The sequence below is a fragment of the Erwinia sp. HR93 genome (assembly GCF_034555055.1).
Classification (GTDB): domain Bacteria; phylum Pseudomonadota; class Gammaproteobacteria; order Enterobacterales; family Enterobacteriaceae; genus Apirhabdus; species Apirhabdus apintestini.
The window spans coordinates 3,586,897-3,607,676 of the sequence record NZ_JAXUDP010000001.1 but is presented as its reverse complement, the minus strand read 5'-3'; the positions used below and the strand labels follow the sequence as shown (position 1 = coordinate 3,607,676).

The 20,780-nt window shown below is 54.2% G+C and carries 19 protein-coding genes and 1 pseudogene; 15 read left to right on the top strand and 5 right to left on the bottom strand.

Going from position 1 to position 20,780, the window contains the following annotated elements; translation table 11 throughout:
* Nucleotides 1-137: 137 nt before the first annotated feature.
* Nucleotides 138-1,490: a molecular chaperone gene (yegD, locus tag SFA31_RS16865; RefSeq protein ID WP_322839019.1), complete on the bottom strand. Its 1,353-nt coding sequence runs from the start codon at nt 1,488-1,490 to the stop codon at nt 138-140.
* A gap of 190 nt (nt 1,491-1,680) precedes the next feature.
* Between yegD and alkA the strand changes: the two genes are divergently transcribed.
* The 4 genes from alkA to asmA all read left to right on the top strand — a co-directional run bounded on the left by alkA (nt 1,681) and on the right by asmA (nt 5,853).
* Nucleotides 1,681-2,541, top strand: a complete 861-nt coding sequence (alkA, locus tag SFA31_RS16860) for a DNA-3-methyladenine glycosylase 2 (protein WP_322839402.1) — start codon at nt 1,681-1,683, stop codon at nt 2,539-2,541.
* A 107-nt stretch (nt 2,542-2,648) separates the two neighbouring features.
* Nucleotides 2,649-3,290 carry a uridine kinase gene (udk, locus tag SFA31_RS16855; RefSeq protein WP_322839018.1) on the top strand — a complete coding sequence of 214 codons (642 nt, stop codon included), beginning with the start codon at nt 2,649-2,651 and terminating at the stop codon, nt 3,288-3,290.
* 116 nt (nt 3,291-3,406) lie between these two features.
* Nucleotides 3,407-3,988: a dCTP deaminase gene (dcd, locus tag SFA31_RS16850; protein WP_322839017.1), complete on the top strand. Its 582-nt coding sequence runs from the start codon at nt 3,407-3,409 to the stop codon at nt 3,986-3,988.
* Nucleotides 3,989-4,014: 26 nt separating this feature from the next.
* Nucleotides 4,015-5,853 (top strand): outer membrane assembly protein AsmA, encoded by a 1,839-nt coding sequence (gene asmA, locus SFA31_RS16845; protein WP_322839016.1) that lies wholly within the window; start codon nt 4,015-4,017, stop codon nt 5,851-5,853.
* Between the two features lie 189 nt (nt 5,854-6,042).
* Here the strand turns inward: asmA and SFA31_RS16840 are convergent.
* The 3 genes and pseudogenes from SFA31_RS16840 to SFA31_RS16830 form a co-directional block, all read right to left on the bottom strand.
* Nucleotides 6,043-6,270, bottom strand: a pseudogene (locus tag SFA31_RS16840) (transposase); the annotation flags it as partial.
* Between the two features lie 156 nt (nt 6,271-6,426).
* A complete protein-coding gene (locus SFA31_RS16835; protein WP_322839015.1) occupies nt 6,427-8,037 on the bottom strand; it encodes a TerC family protein in 1,611 nt (536 codons plus the stop codon).
* Between the two features lie 371 nt (nt 8,038-8,408).
* Complete coding sequence (locus SFA31_RS16830; protein WP_322839014.1) at nt 8,409-8,897, bottom strand: hypothetical protein; 489 nt, start codon at nt 8,895-8,897, stop codon at nt 8,409-8,411.
* Between the two features lie 660 nt (nt 8,898-9,557).
* Between SFA31_RS16830 and SFA31_RS16825 the strand changes: the two genes are divergently transcribed.
* The 9 genes from SFA31_RS16825 to wcaF all read left to right on the top strand — a co-directional run bounded on the left by SFA31_RS16825 (nt 9,558) and on the right by wcaF (nt 18,481).
* Nucleotides 9,558-10,697: a polysaccharide export protein gene (locus tag SFA31_RS16825; RefSeq protein ID WP_322839013.1), complete on the top strand. Its 1,140-nt coding sequence runs from the start codon at nt 9,558-9,560 to the stop codon at nt 10,695-10,697.
* Between the two features lie 7 nt (nt 10,698-10,704).
* A complete protein-coding gene (gene wzb / locus SFA31_RS16820) occupies nt 10,705-11,148 on the top strand; it encodes a low molecular weight protein-tyrosine-phosphatase Wzb (protein ID WP_322839012.1) in 444 nt (147 codons plus the stop codon).
* Between the two features lie 2 nt (nt 11,149-11,150).
* Nucleotides 11,151-13,301, top strand: a complete 2,151-nt coding sequence (wzc, locus tag SFA31_RS16815) for a tyrosine-protein kinase Wzc (protein WP_322839011.1) — start codon at nt 11,151-11,153, stop codon at nt 13,299-13,301.
* A 75-nt stretch (nt 13,302-13,376) separates the two neighbouring features.
* Nucleotides 13,377-14,222: a colanic acid biosynthesis glycosyltransferase WcaA gene (gene wcaA, locus SFA31_RS16810; protein WP_322839010.1), complete on the top strand. Its 846-nt coding sequence runs from the start codon at nt 13,377-13,379 to the stop codon at nt 14,220-14,222.
* 2 nt (nt 14,223-14,224) lie between these two features.
* Entirely contained in the window at nt 14,225-14,713 is a 489-nt protein-coding gene (gene wcaB, locus SFA31_RS16805; RefSeq protein ID WP_322839401.1) for a colanic acid biosynthesis acetyltransferase WcaB, read from the top strand.
* On the top strand, nt 14,710-15,927 hold the full coding sequence (locus SFA31_RS16800; protein WP_322839009.1) for a glycosyltransferase: 1,218 nt from the start codon (nt 14,710-14,712) through the stop codon (nt 15,925-15,927). Before wcaB ends, SFA31_RS16800 begins: the two co-directional genes overlap by 4 nt.
* Nucleotides 15,902-17,125, top strand: coding sequence for a colanic acid polymerase WcaD (wcaD, locus tag SFA31_RS16795; protein WP_322839008.1), 1,224 nt, complete (start codon nt 15,902-15,904; stop codon nt 17,123-17,125). Before SFA31_RS16800 ends, wcaD begins: the two co-directional genes overlap by 26 nt.
* Nucleotides 17,126-17,133: 8 nt before the next feature.
* Nucleotides 17,134-17,886, top strand: a complete 753-nt coding sequence (gene wcaE, locus SFA31_RS16790) for a colanic acid biosynthesis glycosyltransferase WcaE (RefSeq protein WP_322839400.1) — start codon at nt 17,134-17,136, stop codon at nt 17,884-17,886.
* Between the two features lie 22 nt (nt 17,887-17,908).
* The gene (gene wcaF / locus SFA31_RS16785) at nt 17,909-18,481 is read left to right on the top strand and encodes a colanic acid biosynthesis acetyltransferase WcaF (protein ID WP_322839007.1); all 573 of its coding nucleotides are present in this window, start codon (nt 17,909-17,911) and stop codon (nt 18,479-18,481) included.
* Nucleotides 18,482-18,505: 24 nt separating this feature from the next.
* On the opposite strand, the gene SFA31_RS16780 is transcribed toward wcaF, so the two are convergent.
* On the bottom strand, nt 18,506-18,691 hold the full coding sequence (locus SFA31_RS16780; RefSeq protein ID WP_322839006.1) for a hypothetical protein: 186 nt from the start codon (nt 18,689-18,691) through the stop codon (nt 18,506-18,508).
* Here SFA31_RS16780 and gmd point away from each other — a divergent pair.
* Together gmd and fcl are read left to right on the top strand one after the other, a co-directional pair.
* The gene (gene gmd / locus SFA31_RS16775) at nt 18,690-19,811 is read left to right on the top strand and encodes a GDP-mannose 4,6-dehydratase (protein WP_322839005.1); all 1,122 of its coding nucleotides are present in this window, start codon (nt 18,690-18,692) and stop codon (nt 19,809-19,811) included. The two genes, SFA31_RS16780 and gmd, sit on opposite strands and share 2 nt — an antisense overlap.
* Before the next feature lies 1 nt (nt 19,812).
* Entirely contained in the window at nt 19,813-20,778 is a 966-nt protein-coding gene (fcl, locus tag SFA31_RS16770) for a GDP-L-fucose synthase (RefSeq protein WP_322839004.1), read from the top strand.
* The last annotated feature ends 2 nt before the right edge of the window (nt 20,779-20,780 follow it).

Sequence of the window (20,780 nt, the reverse complement as noted above, 5' to 3'; positions counted from 1 at the left end):
GTCCCAAAGCCAGGGCGTTTGTTCTGTCCGTGCCTCAAAATTCCGGCTAGCGGAGCGCGTTTAGTATTGGCCGCGCGCATTGGCGCGGTTGATATGCCGTCAGGTCGGGCGCTGCAGACGGCGCCCGGTTTTTCAGATTAGCGGAAGAGTACCTGCGCCCAGCGCGCCAGCCCGGCGGTGACGGAGCCAAAATCATCGCCGCCGGTGACGGGCGTGTTCGGCAGCAGTGCCGCAAGCGCTTCGCGGATAAGGGGCGATCGCGCGCTGCCGCCGGTTAGGTAAATAACCTCGGGCGTCTCGCCACTGTTCGCCAGCGCCAGCGAAACCTGTTCCAGAATTCGCGTTAGCGGCTGGGTGAGGGCGGCGCTCAATTCCGGCTGGGTAATATCTGTTCCCAGCGTTTCGGCGATAAACGCGAGGCGTGCCTGAACGCTGTGATTTTCTGACAGCGCGATTTTTGCCTCTTCCGCGCAGCGTACTAACCGATAGCTAAGGCGCTGGCGCCAGACTTTCTGCAGATGTCGTACCTGGTCAGGGTGCCGGGCGTCGCGTATCAATTGGTCGAGTAAACGACCGCAGCCTGCGCTGTAAAACTCGCTCTGGGCCGGGACATCATTGATGGCTACGGCGTTCCACCAGGGCTGGGTGGGCAGCGCAATACCTTTTTGCGTGTCGCCATTTAACCCGAGCAGCGGGCAGAGCGTTTTAAAAGCCAGCGCGATATCCAGATCGTTACCGCCAACGCGGCATCCGCTATGGCCGAGCAGGCTGGCGTCGCGGTCGCGCTGAGCGCGCCATATCGGCCCCATTAGCAATAATGAACAGTCGGTAGTTCCGCCGCCGATATCAACGACCAGCACGCGCTGTTCGCGCGTTAAGGTGGCTTCAAACTCCAGCCCGGCGGCGATGGGTTCGTATTGAAATACGGTTTGTTTAAACCCGGCGCGGCGCGCGGCGCGTTCGAGAATGCCCCGCGCCTGCCGGTTTGCCGCTTCGCCGCCCAGCCCCTGAAAGTTAATCGGCTGACCGATAACCGCGTTATCTATCGCGGCACCGAGCCGCATTTCACCCTGCTGGCGAATGTGTAGCATCATGGCGCACACCAAATCTTCAAAAAACGCGATTTGCGGCGGGCGCAGCCCGCTGGCGCCGAGAAACGATTTCGGCGACTTCACAAACCAGGTTTCATCAGGGTCGGCGATGTAACGCTCCAGCGCGGCGAGCCCGAAATGAACGCTTTCAGCGCTCACCGGCACATCTTCGTCGCGATTACAGGCAATTGCGCGCTTAAGCAGACGCTGCCCCTCATCATCGCCGGGCTGAATTTGATGATGGCGCCACAGCCATTCGCTGACGCCTTCGCGCGTTGGCGCGCACAGCATCGACGGCAGCAGCGTGCTGCCTGCCTCAATGTGCAGCAGGCGCGGCGCGTCGTTCTCCATGACCGCCAGCGAGCAGTTGGCGGTGCCGTAGTCAAAACCTACAAACATGATGAATTCCTGCCGGATGTAAGAAGGGGGGCGACTTTAACCAAATGCGGCGGCGGCGGCAAACGGGAATTGCGCTGGCAGGTGCCAGCGCGAATAAAAGCGCAAATGAAAGTGTGAATGAAAAAGCAAGGCGTCAATGTGCGCAGACGCCTATCATGATGCAATGGCTCTGGCGACAATAAGTGAAATAATGAATACGCTGCTGTTAACCTACCAGCCGCCCTATGACTGGGCGTGGATGCTGAGTTTTTTACGCGCCCGCGCGGTGCACGGGCTGGAATTGTGCGCTGAAAATCATTACAGCCGCATCGTAACCTCGGGCAATGCGCAGGGGCTGATAACCATTGCGCATCGCCCGGATGAAAACGCGCTGCAGGTGACGCTGAGTGATGATCTGGCTGGCGAAGAGACGGCGCTGGGCGCGCGCATTGCCCGGTTTCTGGATCTCTCGCTTAATCCGCAGGCAATGCTGGAAACGCTTGGGCCGCTGGCCGCCGCGCGCCCCGGATTGCGCCTGCCGGGCTGTATCGATGGCTGGGAACAGGCGATACGCGCCGTGCTGGGGCAGCTGGTTAGCGTGGCGATGGCGGCGCGCTTAACCGCCCGCCTGGTCGAGGCCTGGGGCGAGCCGTTAAGCGGATTTCCAGGTATGCGACTTTTCCCTGCGCCCGGGCGGCTGGCGGAGCTGGAGCCGGAAGCATTAAAAGCGCTGGGAATGCCGCTCATGCGGGCGAGAGCGATTATTCACCTTGCGCGTCTGCATCTGCAGGGGGCTTTTCCGCTGCAGGCACCGCAGGACATTGACGCCGGCCTTAAACAGCTTATGGCGCTGCCCGGGATCGGTCGCTGGACCGCCTGCTATTACGCGCTGCGCGGCTGGCAGGCGCCGGATATGTTTCTCGCCGATGATTATTTGGTGAAACAGCGGTTTGCGGGGATGACACCGGCGCAAACCCGAGGCTATGCGTCGCGCTGGCAGCCGTGGCGCAGTTATGCGTTATTACACATCTGGAATACCGACGGCTGGCGTCCCGAGTGTGAGGCGGTGTAGACGCGCTTTTGGCTGGTATCGACGAGGGGAAATCCCTATAATTGCCGCGTCCGGCGCTCTGGCGCCACCCTTCCTTACATTATCAGCAGAATCAGGTCGTTTATTTTATGACTGACAAGTCTCATCAGTGCGTCATCATTGGCATCGCCGGCGCCTCGGCGTCAGGGAAAAGTCTTATCGCCAGTACACTTTACCGTGAACTGCGTGAACAGGTAGGTGATGAGCATATTGGTGTTATTCCTGAAGATTGTTATTACAAAGATCAGGGGCATCTTTCCATGGAAGAGCGGATCAAAACCAACTACGACCATCCGAATGCAATGGATCACAACCTGCTGTTTCAGCATTTACAAATGCTAAAAAAAGGCCAAAGCGTTGATTTGCCGGTCTACAGTTACAGCGAGCATACGCGCACGGACAAAACGGTTCCGATGAAGCCTAAAAAGGTGATTATCCTGGAAGGGATTCTGTTGCTGACCGATGTCCGGCTGCGTCAGGAAATGAACTTTTCTATTTTTGTGGATACTCCGCTGGATATTTGCCTGATGCGACGCATTAAACGCGACGTTAACGAACGCGGCCGTTCGATGGACTCCGTGATGGCTCAGTATCAGAAAACTGTTCGCCCCATGTTTCTGCAATTTATTGACCCTTCTAAACAATACGCGGATATTATCGTACCGCGCGGCGGTAAAAATCGAATCGCTATCGATATTCTGAAGGCTAAAATTAGCCAATTTTTTGAGTGATAACGTCGGCGATTCGCTAAAATGCGCGCCGTCTTCCGTTTATTTCGCCGTAGCGTGGTTATCTATTTGGGGCTGTGGCAAGGTAAGTAAAGTTAAGCCAATAAGGAGAGTGAGCGATGCGTTTGTGTGACCGCGATATTGAGGCCTGGTTGGATGATGGCCGGTTAGCTATTACTCCGCGTCCTCCGGTCGATCGCATCAATGGCGCGACTGTCGATGTGCGGCTGGGCAATCAATTTCGTACTTTTAGCGGCCATACGGCGGCATTCATCGATTTGAGTGGCCCCAAAGATGAAGTCAGCGCGGCGCTCGACAGGGTGATGAGCGATGAAATCACGCTTGCCGAGGGCGATGCATTTTACCTGCATCCGGGCGAGCTGGCGCTTGCTGTAACGCTGGAGTCGGTGACGTTGCCCGATAATCTGGTCGGCTGGCTGGACGGGCGGTCGTCGCTGGCGCGCCTGGGGCTAATGGTGCACGTAACGGCGCATCGAATCGATCCTGGCTGGCACGGGCGCATTGTGCTGGAGTTTTATAATTCCGGGAAATTACCGCTGGCGCTGCGCCCGGGCATGCTTATCGGCGCGCTAAGCTTCGAGCCGCTTTCCGGGCCAGCTGCGCGCCCTTATAACCGACGGCAGGACGCAAAGTATCGCGACCAGCAAGGCGCTGTCGCCAGCCGTATTGATAAGGATTAATCCGCGCCGCCGCCAGTGAGGACCCCATGAGACGACTTTTAACCACGCTGATGATCCTGCTTGTAGTACTGGTTTGCGGTTTTTCCGCGCTGGTGCTGTTCATTAATCCTAATGATTTCCGCGATTACATGGTGCGTAACGTTGAGCAGCGCAGCGGCTATCAGCTAAAACTTGAAGGACCGCTGCGCTGGCACGTCTGGCCGCAGTTAAGTATTTTGACCGGTCGCATGGCTTTGACGGCGCCCGGCGCCAGCCAGCCAATGGTCAGCGCAGATAATATGCGCCTGGACGTGGCGCTGCTGCCGCTGCTGTCTCATCGCCTTGAAGTACAGCAGGTGATGCTGAAGAAAGGCGTCATTCAGCTTACGCCGCAAAGCGAGGAGCGCACGCCCGGCGATGCGCCGGTCGCGCCAGGCGCTTCGCACGCCTCAATAGAAGCGCAGCGCGGCTGGTCGTTTGATATCGGCCGCCTTGAAGTGGCCGATAGCGTACTGGTGTTTCAGCACGCTGATGAAGAGCAGGTCACGGTGCGCGATATTAATCTGCAGATGACGCAGGACGCCCATCGTCAGGCCCAGATTTCACTTAGCGGGCGGGTGGCGCGCGATCAGCGTAACCTGGTTTTGCATTTTGAAGGCGGACTGGATGCCGGCGACTATCCCCGCACGCTGAGTATGGACGTTGACCGGTTTGATTATCAGCTCGATGGCGCAGGGTTTCCGCGCCAGGGCATTAAAGGCTCCGGTTCGTTAAATGCCCTGTGGGATGAAGAGGCAAAGCGCCTGAGCGTAACCGATCTTCTGCTGTCTGCAAATGATAGCCAGCTTAGCGGTTCGGTCAGCTTTTTACCGGGCGATAAGCCGGTTTGGGACGTAAGTCTCGCTTCGGACAACCTGAATCTGGATGCGCTGCTCGACCGTGCGCCGACCATGAGTAGCGCAGATACAGACGCTGGCGAACGCCAGCAGCCGCGTCCGGTGTTTTCCAACAATAGCGATCTGCCACACTATAGCGCGCTGCAGTCGTTTGACGGGGAGGCGCATTTCACGCTGCGTAATTTACGCTGGCGCGGGCTTGATTTTAGTAATGTCGCTGCCCAAATGCTGAATAAGGACGGAGTGCTTACCGTAGCCCAGCTTGAGGGCGGCCTGGGGCGAGGGCGGATTTCATTACCCGGTAAAGTCGACGCGCGCAGCGCGCAGCCTCACGCGGAATTCCAGGCGGATGTCGCGGGCATTGAAATCGCACCCGTGCTGAAGGCGTTTGATTATCCGCTGGCGATTTCAGGTCTGTTGAGTCTGAAAGGGCAGTTTAACGGCGACGCGGTAGATGCTAATGCGTTTCGCCGCGGCTGGCGCGGTGACGCCAGCGTTAATCTGGCGAATTCACGGCTGGATGGGTTGAACGTATTGCAGTTAATTCAGCGCGCCGTCGCCAGTAAACATAATGATATCTCCGGGCCAGAGGACGATGATAACGCCACCGCGATGGAGCAATTTTCCGCACGGGCCCGGCTTGATAGCGGCAAACTTACGCTGGAGCAAATGGCAGGGCGCTCATCCCGGCTGGCGATTGGCGGCAGCGGCGTTTTAGATTTAGTGAAAGAGCAGTGTGACGCAACGTTTAACGTTCGCGTTACCGGCGGCTGGCAGGGCGATAAAGCGCTGGTTGATAAACTTAAGGCCGCCGATATTCCACTGCGGATCTACGGTGGCTGGCAGAGCCTGAGCTATAGCCTGAATATGGATCACGCGCTGCGCGATAGTCTGCAGGATGAGGCTAAACGCCGCTTAAAAGAGTGGGCCGAGCGCAATCCAGACAATCGGAAAGCGAAAGATGTGCAGGAACTATTGAAAGCACATTGATCGGAAGGGGTTATGGTGTAAAGCCCCGATGCGGTATTTTTCGCACCGGGGCTTTATCGTTTAACCTTATTTGTACGCATTATTGCGATAACCCCTCATCCATTATTGATGCCTGACTTGCGGTAAGATGACGGGGCCGTTTTTATCAGCTCTGCGGCTTTTACCTTACTAACGCTCACCGGGCGCGCACTGCTTTTCCAGCTCGCGGATACGCTGCTGCTCCGGGGTAATGGGTTTCGCAGAGGGCGTAATACTCTGACGCTCTTGCCTGAACTGACGTACCCAGGTCTCAAGGGGGGTAGAGCCGACTTTCATCGCTTCACTGGCTTGTCGATATGAGTAGCCTTTATTAACAATCAGCTGTGCACATTTCAGCCTGAACTCAGGGGTGAAAGTACGCTTAGTTTTCTTGTTTATTCAGTCACCTGTTTTGTGTTGAAGTGAGAATATCACCTTTAATCAGGTGGCCAAATTTACTGTGCCACTACAAACCCTGCACCTTGCACCCGCTATCCTGCACCGCGCGGCACTGTGCTTACCGGCGTTAGTGAATTTTACGCCGGCTGCGCCCGATTAGCGTTGTTCGGAGCTCTCTGTCGCTGGTGTGTCCTCGGGCTGGCAATCCGGAAGGACTATTTGCGTTATGCGGACTTTTTGTATCCGGTGATTATCGACTTCCAGCGTTTGCAGACGCCAGTTATCGATAGTGATTTCTTCGCCAGCGCCGGGTACCCGCTGAAGAAGTTCCATTAGTAAACCGGCCAGCGTGTGATAGCCGCGTTTCTCGTCCAGCGGCAGGGGAATGGAGTGCACCAGCACATCAAGGGGCATTCGGCCATTAACCGTCCAGCTATTGTCCGCGCTGTGAATAATATCGTAGCGCGCGTCAACGTCTTCCGCCTCGGTTGGCAGGCTGCCTGCAATAGTTTTCATCACGTCGCTCAGCGTCGCGATGCCCTCAATGGAGCCGAACTCATCGACGACAAAGGCGAAATGCGTTCGCGCGCTGCGAAACTGTTCCAGCGCCGACAGCAGCGGCAGCGTTTCCGGAAACACCAGCGGCTGGCGCACCAGCTCGCGCAAATTCAGCGCATCGCCGCGCATAGACTGATGTAACAGATCGATAATGTGTACCACGCCCAACAGATGGTCTTCCCGATCGTTGACCACGATACGAGTATGCTGATTTTTTTCTAGCAGCTCACGTAAACAGGACGCCGGGAGGTCGGGATCGACGCGTTCAATATCGTGGCGAGACGTCATGATACTGCCGACGGTGCGCTGACTGAGCCTAAGAACGCGCTCGATCATTTTGCGCTCCTGAGGCGCGAATACCGCGCCGTCGTCGCTGCTGCTATCGGCGACCAGTGAGGCCGTCTCAGTATCCAGCTCGGCGGGCTCCCTGCGCCCGCCGAGCAGGCGCATAACCGCGTCCGTGGTGCGCTGACGCATAGATTGATTGGCCGATAAAAAGCGGCGTCGGTTAAACATCGCCAGTTGGTTTAATGCTTCAATGATCGCCGAGAAACCGATAGCCGCGTAGAGATAACCTTTTGGGATAGGGAAACCAAAACCTTCAGCGACCAGGCTGAAGCCAATCATAAGCAGAAAACTCAGGCACAAAATCACAATGGTAGGGTGGGCGTTGACAAAGCGAGTCAGCGCTTTGCTGGCAATAAGCATCAGCGCGATAGCGATGACCACCGCTGCCATCATCACCCCAAGATTATCCACCATGCCGACGGCGGTTATCACCGAGTCCAGAGAAAAGATAGCGTCCAGCGCGACAATTTGTGCTACCACGCCCCAAAAACGCGCGCCGCGCCGCTGGGCGGGATTTTCACTGTCTTTCCCTTCCAGCCTCTCATTAAGTTCGACCGTTGCTTTGAAAATAAGAAAAAAACCGCCGCTAAGCATTATCAGATCGCGAGCGCTAAAACTTAGCGCGGCAAATGAAAATAGCGGTTTTGTGAGCGTTACCAGCCATGAGATAGATGCCAGCAGTAGCAGGCGCATCAGCATGGCGAGCAGTAGCCCGACGATTCGCGCCCGATCGCGCTGAGCTTCTGGCAGCTTTTCAGCAAGGATGGCAATAAAAACCAGATTGTCGATACCGAGCACTAGCTCCAGTACGATAAGCGTCATCAGTCCGGCCCAAATAGAGGGCGAGGCTATCCATTCCATAATGTAAATATGACCTTTAATGAGTGGAAGGCGCACCGTTGAGTATATATCAACCCCCGACGCGAGCCCGGAAGGGAACGGGGAATCGTCTATATCCAGAGCGAGGGATAGCCGACCTCACTGGCGCAATCCTTACTGCCTTGTGGTTTCTGCGGGTGGAAAACGGCGTGCGTATCGTCAATCGTCACGGCCATCGGCTGAACGCATTGGTCTGAAACGCCGTGGAATAGGCGGGAACGTGTTTTGTGGCACCGCCTGTGGCCATTAATGCCGCGCTTTGCGGGGTAGGGATACTAAATTGTATTCGGGGCCGCGCAGTGCGTTGCTGTCAAGCGGGCGGTTATGTCTGATCCAGTTGGCGATTTTATCCATTATTCGCGTACGCCCCGTGTCTGCAATCCTGAACCCTGAACCCTGAACCCTGAACCCTGAACCCTGAACCCTGAACCCTGAACCCTGAACCCCTGAACCCCTGAACCCTGAACCCTGAACCCTGAACCCTGAACCCTGAACCCTGAACCCTGAACCCCTGAACCCCTGAACCCCTGAACCCCTGAACCCCTGAACCCTGAACCCTGAACCCTGAACCCTGAACCCCTGAACCCCTGAACCCCTGAACCCCTGAACCCCTGAACCCCTGAACCCCTGAACCCCTGAACCCCTGAACCCCTGAACCCCTGAACCCCTGAACCCCTGAACCCCTGAACCCCTGAACCCCTGAACCCCTGAACCCCTGAACCCCTGAACCCCTGAACCCTGAACCCTGAACCCTGAACCCCTGAACCCCTGAACCCCTGCATGCCGCGCCTCGTCGCCATCCGGCCGTTAATAAAAATCTCGAAGATGCCATTATTATTCATTAATAAATGAGCGGGTATTTTTTGTTTGCGAATAATCTTAAATTAAGTTTTTGCTAATGATACTGATGCATCGTTTAGACCCTATATTTACGAAGTGTAATATTTAACTTAACGGCATTTATTTTAAATAAATATCCTGGTGAAGGATATTTTTCTATGAATGATAGGGAGTCTTGATTCATTAATGTGAGTTTAGTTAGTCAATATAAAGATATTCTTAAAATTAAGAAATTGTGTGATTAATATTATTCTTAAAAAAGTCTGTAATTCTATTCCCTGCCTTGCCTGTCTTGATGTTAGCTGTAACAATCTTTGCGGTAATTTACATGTCTGCGCTGAAGTAAATTAAACCCATAATAATATAGAGTGTTTTATTTGAAATCGTTTTCTATTTAATGGCTGTAACGTTGGTTATCTAATTTTCCATTTAAACAAATAGTTAGATGAGTTCAGTTGTGTGGTAACTGTCAAGCCAGGGGCGGTAGCGTAGATGAAGTATCTATCCATTCTACGTTTATTTACGGCTTACTTCGGAATTAATAACTTTCAGAATGGTTCTATTTTTATTCTGTCACTAAAATCCGCATCCTGTTCAGCGCGTTAGTGGACGGTGCTTATTTCAATACGGGATCATGCCTTAGCCATAGTGATAAATATTCAATGAAGAAAACCAAATTTAAATTAATGCCATTAGTGGCATCGTTAACCTTAATGAGTGGTTGCACGGTATTTCCAGGTAGCAATATCTCATTGCTTGGTAAAGATGTGATTAAACAGCAGGATTCGGATGTTTCTCTCAATCGAATGGTGAATGTATATCCGTTAACTCCGCGCCTGATTGAACAACTACGCCCACGCCCGAATATCGCACAGCCTAACCAGAGTCTGGATGCGGATATTTCTCACTATGAATATCGGGTTGGCCCGGGGGATGTGTTGAATGTCACCGTCTGGGATCACCCTGAGTTAACCACACCGGCGGGGCAATACCGTAGCTCCAGCGATACCGGCAACTGGGTACAGGCCGATGGTACGGTATTTTATCCCTATATCGGTAAAGTGCGGGTGCAGGGGCAAACTTTGGCGCAAATTCGCCGCGACATTACCGGGCGCCTGGCCGCGTATATCGCGGACCCGCAGGTTGATGTGAATATCGCCGCCTTCCGTTCCCAGAAAGCCTATATTTCGGGCCAGGTGCAAAAATCCGGCCAGCAGGCGATTACTAATGTCCCCCTCACCGTACTGGATGCGATTAACGCCGCGGGTGGGCTAACGGACAACGCCGACTGGCGCAATGTGGTGTTGACCCATAACGGGCGCGAACAGCGCATTTCGCTGCAGGCGCTGATGCAAAACGGCGATTTAAGTCAGAACCGGCTGCTGTATCCGGGCGATATTTTGTTCGTGCCGCGCAATGACGACCTGAAAGTGTTTGTGATGGGCGAGGTGAAAAAACAGAGCACGCTGAAGATGGACTTTAGCGGCATGACGCTTACCGAAGCGCTGGGCCAGGCGGAAGGCCTGGATCTCACAACCTCAAACGCTAGCGGTATTTTCGTGCTACGCCCATTGAAAGGGGATCGCAGCGGCAAGATAGCCAATATTTATCAGCTTGATATGTCCGATGCCACGTCGCTGGTGATGGCGACGGAATTCCGCCTGCAGCCCTATGACGTGGTGTATGTCACCACCGCGCCGGTATCGCGCTGGAATCGTCTGGTCAGCCAACTGCTACCTACCATCAGCGGAATTCGATACATGACCGATACGGCCGTGGATATTAAAAATAACGACTGGTAAAGCGCTTATGTTCAATAAAATTTTAGTGGTTTGCGTGGGTAATATCTGCCGTTCGCCTACGGCGGAGCGCCTGTTAACGCATTATCACCCTGTCATTACGGTAGATTCGGCAGGGCTGGCGGCGCTGGCGGACAAAGAGGCGGATGCCACCGCCCGGGCGGTAGCTGCAGAGCACGGTCTGTCTCTGGATGGGCACCGCGCCCGTCAGTTAACCGGCAGTATGTGCCGTCGTTATGATCTGATTCTGACCATGGAAAAGCGCCATATCCAGACACTATGCGATATGGCGCCGGAAATGCGCGGCAAAGTCATGCTGTTTGGCCACTGGGATCGGGAACAAGAAATTCCGGATCCATGGCGTAAAAGCCGCGAGGCGTTTGAAGCAGTGTACGGCCTTCTCGATAACGCTGCCCGCCAATGGGCGCAGGCACTGACAGCACAGCAGGGATAATCATGACAGAACATGTACGACACTCTGACGGCGGTGATGAAATCGATATTGGCCGCCTGATTGGCACCCTGGTGGAATCGCGCTGGTGGATTTTAGGGATTACGGCGCTGTTTGCCGCCGCGGCCACGGTGTATGCCCTGTTCGCGACGCCTATCTACAGCGCCGATGCGCTGGTGCAAATCGAGCAGGATTCTAGCAGTTCCCTGGTACAGAATATTAACAGCGCGCTTAGCAACAAACCGCCGGCCGCGGACGCGGAAATACAATTGATTCAGTCGCGGCTGGTGCTGGGAAAAACCGTTGACGATCTCGGGCTGGATATTGGCGTTGAGAAAGAGACGTTCCCAGTGCTGGGCGCCGGGTGGGAGCGCCTGATGGGGCGAGCGCATGAAAGCCTTAACGTAACGGCGTTTTCTGTGCCCGTTGGCATGGCCGGCGGCGGCTGGCACGTCAGGGTTATTGATTCCCGCCATTATGAATTAAGCAACGACGACGGATTCAGCGCGCGGGGGGAAACCGGAAAAACCCTGCACTACAGCGGCGTGAGCATGAATATTGACGCTATCCACGCCCGGGCAGGAAGCCAGTTTAGCGTTAGAAAATATTCAACGCTTGGCACGATCCGGTCGTTACAAAGCAATCTGGCGGTAGCGGAAAACGGCAAGGATACCGGCGTATTGACGCTGACTTTTACCGGCGAGGATCGCAATAAAATTAAACAAATCCTGAATACCATCGCCCGTAATTATCAGCAGCAGAACGTTGAGCGCAAGTCCGCAGAGGCCTCGCACAGCCTGGCGTTTCTCGATAAACAACTGCCTGAAGTGCGCAGCGGGCTGGATGAAGCGGAAAATAAACTGAATGCGTATCGGCAGCAAAAAGACTCCGTTGATTTACCGCTGGAGGCTAAGTCGATTCTCGACTCCGTGGTCAATATTGATGCGCAGCTTAATGAACTGACGTTTAAAGAGGCTGAGATTTCTAAGCTGTACACCAAACGTCACCCCGCCTATCGCACTCTGCTGGAAAAACGCCGGGCGCTGGAAGATGAAAAGCGGCAGTTGAATACCCGCATTTCCGATATGCCGCAAACGCAGCAGGAGATTGTGCGTTTGACGCGGGACGTGGAGTCCGGCCAGCAGGTGTATATGCAGTTACTGAATAAACAGCAGGAACTGCGTATTACCGAGGCCAGTACCGTTGGCGATGTGCGTATCGTGGATTCTGCGATAACCCAGCCCGGCGCCGTGAAGCCCAAAACGGCGCTGATTATCGCCGGCAGCGTCATGCTGGGGTTTATTCTGGCGGTCGTCGGCGTATTACTTCGCTCACTGTTTAACCGTGGCATCGAAAGCACGCAGGTGCTTGAAGAAGCAGGCATTAGCGTGTACGCCAGCATCCCGCTCTCCGAGTGGCAAAAAGAGCGGGATACCGTCAAGGTAGTGAAAGGCGAGAAACGCACGAAGCAGAGCCAGCTACTGGCAATTGGCAACCCGACCGACCTGGCCATTGAGGCCATCCGCAGTCTGCGCACCAGCCTGCACTTCGCCATGATGCAGGCAAGCAACAATGTATTGATGCTATCGGGGGTAAGCCCGGCCATCGGTAAAACGTTTGTATGCGCCAATCTGGCGGCGGTGATCAGTCAGACTAACAGACGCGTATTGCTGATCGACTGCGATATGCGTAAAGGCTATACCCATGAACTTCTCGGTACTGCGAATAGCCACGGACTGTCGGGATTACTGGCAGGGCAGTGCGAAATAGGCGACTGCGTGCATAAAACGACTATCTCCGGTTTTGATTTGGTGCCGCGCGGCCAGGTTCCACCCAATCCCTCTGAACTGCTGATGAGCGAAGGTTTTGCGGCGCTGGTGAACTGGGCGAGCGCCCACTATGACATGGTGTTAATTGATACACCGCCGATTCTGGCGGTTACCGATGCGGCGGTGGTCGGACGCCTGGCCGGCACCACGCTGATGGTGGCGCGCTACGCGGAAAATACCCTCAAAGAAGTGGAAACCAGTCTCGGACGCTTTGCGCAGAACGGGATTACGGTACGCGGCGTTATCCTCAACTCCATTTTCCGACGTGCATCCAGCTATCAGGATTACGGCTACTACGCCTATGAATATACATCGGAAAGCCATTGATAACTCAGCGCTGCTTTGGGCCGCGCCGGGCATCTATCTTCCGGATTCTGTTGCCAACATCGGGGACGTTACTCTATGAGCGCTCATGACCGCCCTCTGGTTTCTATTTATATGCCGACGTGGAATCGTCAGCAGCTTGCGATACGCGCAATTAAATCGGTATTGCGCCAAGTCTATGATAAATGGGAATTATTTATTGTAGATGACTGTTCCTCTGAGTATGCGCAACTGGCGCAATTCGTTGAACGGCTCGCCGATCCCCGCGTGCGCTATGTGCATAATGCGGTAAATACCGGCGCCTGTGCGGTGCGCAACCAGGCGATCCGCGCTGCGCGCGGCGAATATATTACCGGCATTGACGATGACGACGAATGGACGCCGTACCGGCTGTCGCGATTTCTGGAAAACCGGCAGCATCTCGAAAAGCACGCGTTTTTGTACGCCAACGATTATGTGTGTGAAGGGCAGGTCTACGCGCAGCCCGCCAGTTTGCCGCTTTATCCCAAATCCACCTGGTCGCGCAAACTGTTTTTTAAGCGAAATATCGTCGGTAACCAGGTGTTCAGCTACGCGTGGCGCTTTCAGGCCGTGCTATTTGATGAAACGCTGAAGGCCGCGCAGGACTATGACATTTTCCTGCGCATGGTGTGCGAATTCGGCGAGCCGTGGAAACTGGAAGATGCGACGCAGATTTTACATATCAATCACGGCGAAATGCAGATAACCACCTCGCCTAAAAAATTTGCCGGTTATTTCCACTTCTACCGCAAGCATAAAGAGAAATTCGATCGGGCCAGTAAGAAATATCAGCTCTTTACGCTGTACCAAATTCGCAATAAGCCTATGAACCTGCGCACTAAGATGACGCTGTTAACGCTGCGCAACGCGAAACGGCTGGTTAACGGGCTGCGGGGGAAATGATGCTGCTGGAAGATTTTCGCGCCAATGGCTGGAGCCTGCGACCGTGCTGCATGGTTTTTGCCTATCGGGTTGCGCATTTTTGCTCGGTGCAGCGTAAAAAATGGCGCATCAATAATCTGTGGGCCGCGCCGCTACTTGTGCTGTACCGGCTGGTCACGGAGTGCCTGTTTGGCTATGAAATCCAGGCCGCTGCCACGATTGGGCGGCGCTTCACCGTGCATCACGGCTACGGGGTGGTGATTAATAAAAATGTGGTGGCGGGGGACGATTTTGTGATTCGCCACGGCGTGACTATCGGCAATCGCGGCGCGGATTCGCTGGCCTGCCCGCGGATTGGGCACGGGGTGGAGCTGGGCGCCGGCGCCATTCTTATCGGTGATATCACCATCGGCCATCGCGTCACGATAGGCGCCGGAAGCGTGGTGCTGGACAGCGTGCCGGATAATGCGCTGGTCACCGGGCCTAAGGCGCAGATAAAGGTGATTCGATGAACGTGCTGCAATTTAATGTACGGCTGGCGGAGGGCGGTGCCGCGGGCGTGGCGCTGGATTTACATCAGCGCGCCTTACGCCAGGGTATCCGGTCTCGTTTCATTTACGGGTACGGTAAAGGGGGCAAGCAAAGCGAAAGCCACGCGCGTATTTCCCACGTGGAAAAGCATACGCCGCGTTTCACCGCGATGATGAATATGGCGCTGTTTCGGGTCGTCAACCGCGATCTGTTTGGTCACCTCAACGCCCTTTACCCGCAGATCATTGCAGCGCAGGGGCCGGTGGCGTTGCACTTTCATGTTTTGCACAGCTATTGGCTCAGTTTTAAGAGCGTGGTGCGATTTTGCCAGCGGGTGAAGCGCGCGCGCCCGGATGCGGTACTGGTGTGGACTCTGCACGACCACTGGAGCGTGACCGGGCGCTGCGCGTTTACCGACGGCTGCGAGGGCTGGCGCGATGGCTGTAAAAAGTGCCCTTCGCTGGATAATTATCCGCCGGTGAAAATTGACCGCGCCGTGCGCGAGGTCGCGCCGAAGCGGGCGCTGTTTCGCCAGCTGCTGGCGCTCGACTGCCGCTTTATCTCCCCCAGCCAGCACGTGGCGGCGGCGTTCAATTTGCTCTACGGCGCAGGGCGCTGTGAGGTGATTAATAACGGCGTTGATATCTCCACCGAAGCGATTTTGTCAACGCTCCCTGAGCGTGAAGCTGAGGGGCAGCGGCCTAAAATCGCCGTTGTGGCGCACGACCTGCGCTACGACGGGAAAACTGACCAGCGGCTGGTGCGTGAAATTATCGCCCTCGGCGAGCGTGTAGAGGTGCATACCTTTGGGAAAAGCTCGCCCTTTAGCGGCGACAACGTGGTTAATCACGGGTTTATTACCGATAAGCAGGCGCTGATGAGCCGACTCAATCAAATGGATTCGCTGCTGTTTAGCTCGCGGGTAGACAACTACCCGCTGATTTTATGCGAGGCGCTGTCTATCGGCGTGCCGGTGATTGCCACGCACAGCGACGCGGCGCGGGAGGTGTTGGCGAAAACCGGTGGCAAAACCTGCGGCGCTGCGCAGGCGGTGGCCTGGGCACAGCTCCCTAAATCACGGCTCGCGGATGCCATCTTTGGCCGCAGTCTGGCGAGTTTTAAGGCGCAGGCGCGCGAAGCCTATAGTGGACAACAGATGCTGGAGGAGTATGTCAGGTTCTATCAGGGTCTGTAGCTATCTGCTGCTGCCGCTTATTTATCTGTTGGTCAACGTAGAAATTGTTTCGCTGGGCGGAAGCTTCCCCGTCACGGTGGTCACTTTTTTACCGCTTATTTTACTGCTATTTACTGCGCGTATTAGCCTGAAAAAGCTGATGATTGCGCTAGGAATAGGGTTAGCGCTGACGCTGTTTAACTATGTATTTGGTCAGTCGCTGGATACCAGTAAGTATGTGACCTCGACAATGCTATTCGTGTATATCGTCATTATTATTGGTATGACCTGGAGTATTCGCTTTAAAACCATCTCGCCGCGAAATTATAAAAAAATACTGCGCGCATTTTATCTGGTGACGGGCATTATCGTTTTGCTGGCCGGATTAGAAATGGCGGAGATTATACTAACTGGCGGAAGCCGGCTGATTGAGAAAATTTCTGGATTGCTGATTTACAGTAATAGCTATGTACTGAATTTTATTAAATTCGGCGGGAAAAGAACTACCGCGCTTTATTTTGAGCCCGCTTTTTTTGCTCTGGCATTAATCTCAATTTGGCTGTGTATAAAACAGTTTGGCATCAAAACTCCAAAGGCTGATGCTATGATTCTGGTTGGGATTATTCTTTCCGGGTCATTCTCTGGGGTTATGACGTTTATTCTGTTCTATCTGCTGGAATGGGGGTTTCAATATTTAAATAAACGCGCATTGAAGAAGAGATTGCCGCTGGCGATTATCTCATTAACCGTATTTATTATTGGGTTAATGGTAGCGTTTCCCTATATTTCAGCGCGAATTGGAGATTTAGGTACCGAAGGGTCGTCTTCCTATTATCGCATTATTGGCCCATTAGTGATGGTTGGATATTCCTTGACTCATATTGACGGTGTGGTTCGTTTCGGCTCTCTTTACGAATATGTGGCATCATTCGGAATCTTTAACGGTGCTAATGTCGGAAAAACCATAGACAATGGCCTTTACTTGTTAATTATTTATTTTTCATGGTTTGCGGTGTTGTTAACAGGCTGGTATTTGGTGCGGGTGGTAAAAATGGCGCGCGGCGCTTTTGGTAATAACCAGAACTTTCGTGTGCAGTTATGGCTGTTTACCCCGATTTCACTTTTTTTCACCGGATCGATATTTAGCCCCGAATACGCATTCCTGATTGTCTGTCCGTTTATTTTGCGTAAAGCATTAAAAATAACGGATTCACTGTGAGGCCAAATATGGTTTTGTTGAGTGTGATTACCGTCGCCTGGAATAATTATGACGGGGTGGTAAAAACCTGGCAGTCGCTGGCCAATCTCGCGCTGGCGGAGCATATTGATTTTGAGTGGATAGTTATCGATGGCGGCTCGCAGGACGGCACCGCAGAGTTCCTGGCCGCGCACGCCGGGGAGTATGGACTGCGTTTTGTCAGCGAGCGGGACAGCGGCCTTTACGACGCAATGAATAAAGGTATCGCCATGGCAAACGGACGTTATGCTATTTTTCTAAATTCCGGCGATATTTTTCATACGGAAATAACCGAAGCCACTCGCTATTTAGCTCGGCAAAAAAATAATGAAGCAATGTATATTGGCGATGCGCTACTCGACTTTGGCGGCGGGCATAAAATACGCCGCAGCGCAAAGCGCGGCTGGTATATTTATCACAGTCTTCCCGCCAGCCATCAGGCGATATTCTTCCCGGTTTCAGGCCTGAAAAAATATCCCTATGACTTACAGTATAAGGTGTATTCTGATTATGCGCTGGCGGCAAAAATGTATAAAGCTGGCTATTCATTTAAGCGCCTGCCGGGCCTGGTGTCTGAATTTTCAATGGGCGGGATTTCCACTTCAAATAATTATGATCTGTGTCGGGATGCGAAAAAAGTTCAGCGAAAAATATTACGTATTCCCGGTTTCTTAGTGGAAATTTCATACCAGTTACGACTGCGAACAACAAATAAAGCAAAGGCCTTATACAATAAGGCGTAATGACTATACGGCAGGAATAACAATGCAGGAATTAAATGGTTTCTCGGTGCCGAAAGGCTTTCGGGGCGGGCACCCTATTAAAGTACAACTGTGGTGGGCGGTACAGGCAACCTTATTTTCCTGGTCTCCTCAACTATTTTACCGCTGGCGGGTTTTTTTATTACGGTTATTTGGGGCTCGTATTGGCAAAGGCGTAATTATTCGTCCGTCGGTAAAAATTACCTATCCGTGGAAATTAACCATTGGCGATTATGCCTGGGTTGGAGATGACGCGGTGTTATATACGCTGGGCGATATTGTTATTGGTGCAAATTCAGTGGTATCGCAGAAATGTTATTTATGCACCGGCAGCCATGACTATTTACAGCGCCATTTTGATATTACCGCTGCGCCGGTGATTATCGGTGAGAAATGCTGGCTGGCTACGGATGTGTTTGTCGCGCCGGGCGTCAGTATCGGCAACTTTACGGTAGTAGGCGCGCGCAGCAGCGTATTTGCTTCGCTGCCGGAAAATAGCCTGTGCCGCGGCAATCCGGCGCGGCCATACCGGGCGCGCAGCGCACTCGCGCCGCAACCCGCTATCAATCGAGCCTGATACCAGCAATACCCCCCGCGGCGCTCACGCCCGGGATGGGAAGGATTCACTGCGGTGGATCTGTGGCGCGCAGGCGCTTCCCGCTACGAGGCCAGGTACGGCCGGCAGCGTGCGCTGGTAAAGCCGCGCGTTCACGCCAGAGAGGATGGCTTTTACGGTTAATGCGTCACCCTCGGGGACAATCGGATTTAACAGAGGAAAAGCAAACATGAGTAAAGTGGCTCTCATCACGGGCGTAACCGGGCAGGATGGTTCTTATCTGGCGGAGTTTCTGCTGGAAAAGGGGTATGAAGTCCACGGCATTAAACGCCGCGCTTCTTCGTTTAACACCGAGCGGGTAGATCATATTTATCAGGACCCGCATGCCAGCAACCCAAGGTTCCATTTGCACTATGGCGATCTGACGGATTCCTCTAACCTGACCCGCATTTTGCAGGAAGTGCAGCCGGATGAAGTCTATAACCTCGGCGCGATGAGTCACGTCGCGGTGTCGTTTGAGTCGCCGGAATACACGGCGGACGTTGATGCAATGGGCACCCTGCGCCTGCTGGAGGCGATTCGCTTCCTCGGGCTCGAAAAGAAAACCCGCTTTTATCAAGCGTCCACTTCTGAGCTGTACGGGCTGGTACAGGAAATTCCACAAAAAGAGAGCACGCCGTTTTATCCGCGCTCGCCGTATGCCGTGGCAAAGCTTTATGCCTACTGGATAACCGTCAACTATCGCGAATCCTACGGCATGTATGCCTGTAACGGCATACTTTTCAACCATGAGTCTCCGCGTCGCGGGGAAACTTTTGTAACGCGTAAAATCACGCGCGGCATCGCCAATATCGCTCAGGGGCTGGAGAAGCGTTTATACCTGGGCAATATGGACTCCCTGCGCGACTGGGGGCACGCGAAAGATTACGTAAAAATGCAGTGGATGATGCTGCAGCAAGAGCAGCCTGACGATTTTGTTATCGCCACCGGCGTGCAGTATTCGGTGCGTCAGTTCGTATCGATGGCAGCGGCGCAGTTGGGGATTAAGCTGCGCTTTGAAGGTACCGGCGTCGATGAAAAAGGCATTGTGGTATCGGTAACCGGACACGATGCGCCTGGCGTTCGCCCGGGGGACGTTATCGTTGCCGTCGACCCGCGCTACTTCAGGCCTGCCGAGGTAGAAACGCTGCTCGGCTGCCCGGATAAAGCGCATCAAAAACTGGGCTGGAAGCCGGAAATTACGCTGCAGGAAATGGTCTCGGAAATGGTCGCGCACGATCTTGAAGCGGCGAAAAAGCACTCGCTGCTGAAGTCTCACGGCTACGAGGTAGCCATCGCGCTGGAGTCCTGAGATGAGCAAGCAACGTATTTTTGTCGCGGGTCACCGCGGCATGGTGGGTTCCGCGCTGGTGCGCCAGCTTGCGCAGCGCGATGACGTTGAGCTGCTGTTACGCACCCGGGAGCAGCTAAACCTGCTGGATGCGCGCGCGGTGCAGGCATTTTTCGAGCAAACCCGCCCGGACAGCGTCTATCTGGCGGCGGCCAAAGTGGGCGGCATTATTGCTAACCAGAGTTATCCGGCCGATTTCATCTATGAAAATATGATGATTGAAAGCAACGTTATCCACGCGGCGCACGCTAATAACGTGAATAAGCTGCTGTTTCTCGGGTCATCGTGTATTTATCCGAAACTGGCGCCGCAGCCGATCAAAGAGCAGGCGCTGCTGACCGGCGCGCTGGAGCCGACTAACGAGCCGTATGCGGTGGCGAAAATCGCTGGCATTAAACTCTGTGAATCTTATAACCGCCAGCACGGCCGCGACTATCGCTCGGTTATGCCGACCAATTTATACGGCCCTGAAGATAACTTTCATCCGGATAACTCCCACGTGATCCCGGCCCTGCTGCGCCGTTTTCACGATGCGGCGCAGCAAAATGCGCCGGAGGTGGTGGTGTGGGGCAGCGGTACGCCCATGCGGGAGTTTCTGCACGTGGATGATATGGCGGCCGCCAGCATCCACGTGATGGAGCTGGACAAAGAGGTGTGGGAAGACCATACCGAGCCGATGTTATCGCATATTAATGTGGGTACCGGCACGGACTGCACGATTCGCGAGCTGGCGCAGACCGTGGCGCAGGTAGTGGGCTATCGCGGTCGCGTGGTGTTTGATGCCAGCAAGCCGGACGGAACGCCACGCAAGCTGCTGGACGTCACCCGTTTGCACGCCCTCGGCTGGTATCACGAAGTCGGGCTGGAGCAGGGGCTGGCCAGTACCTGGCAGTGGTTCCTGAATAACCAGCGCCGGTTTCGGAGGTAATC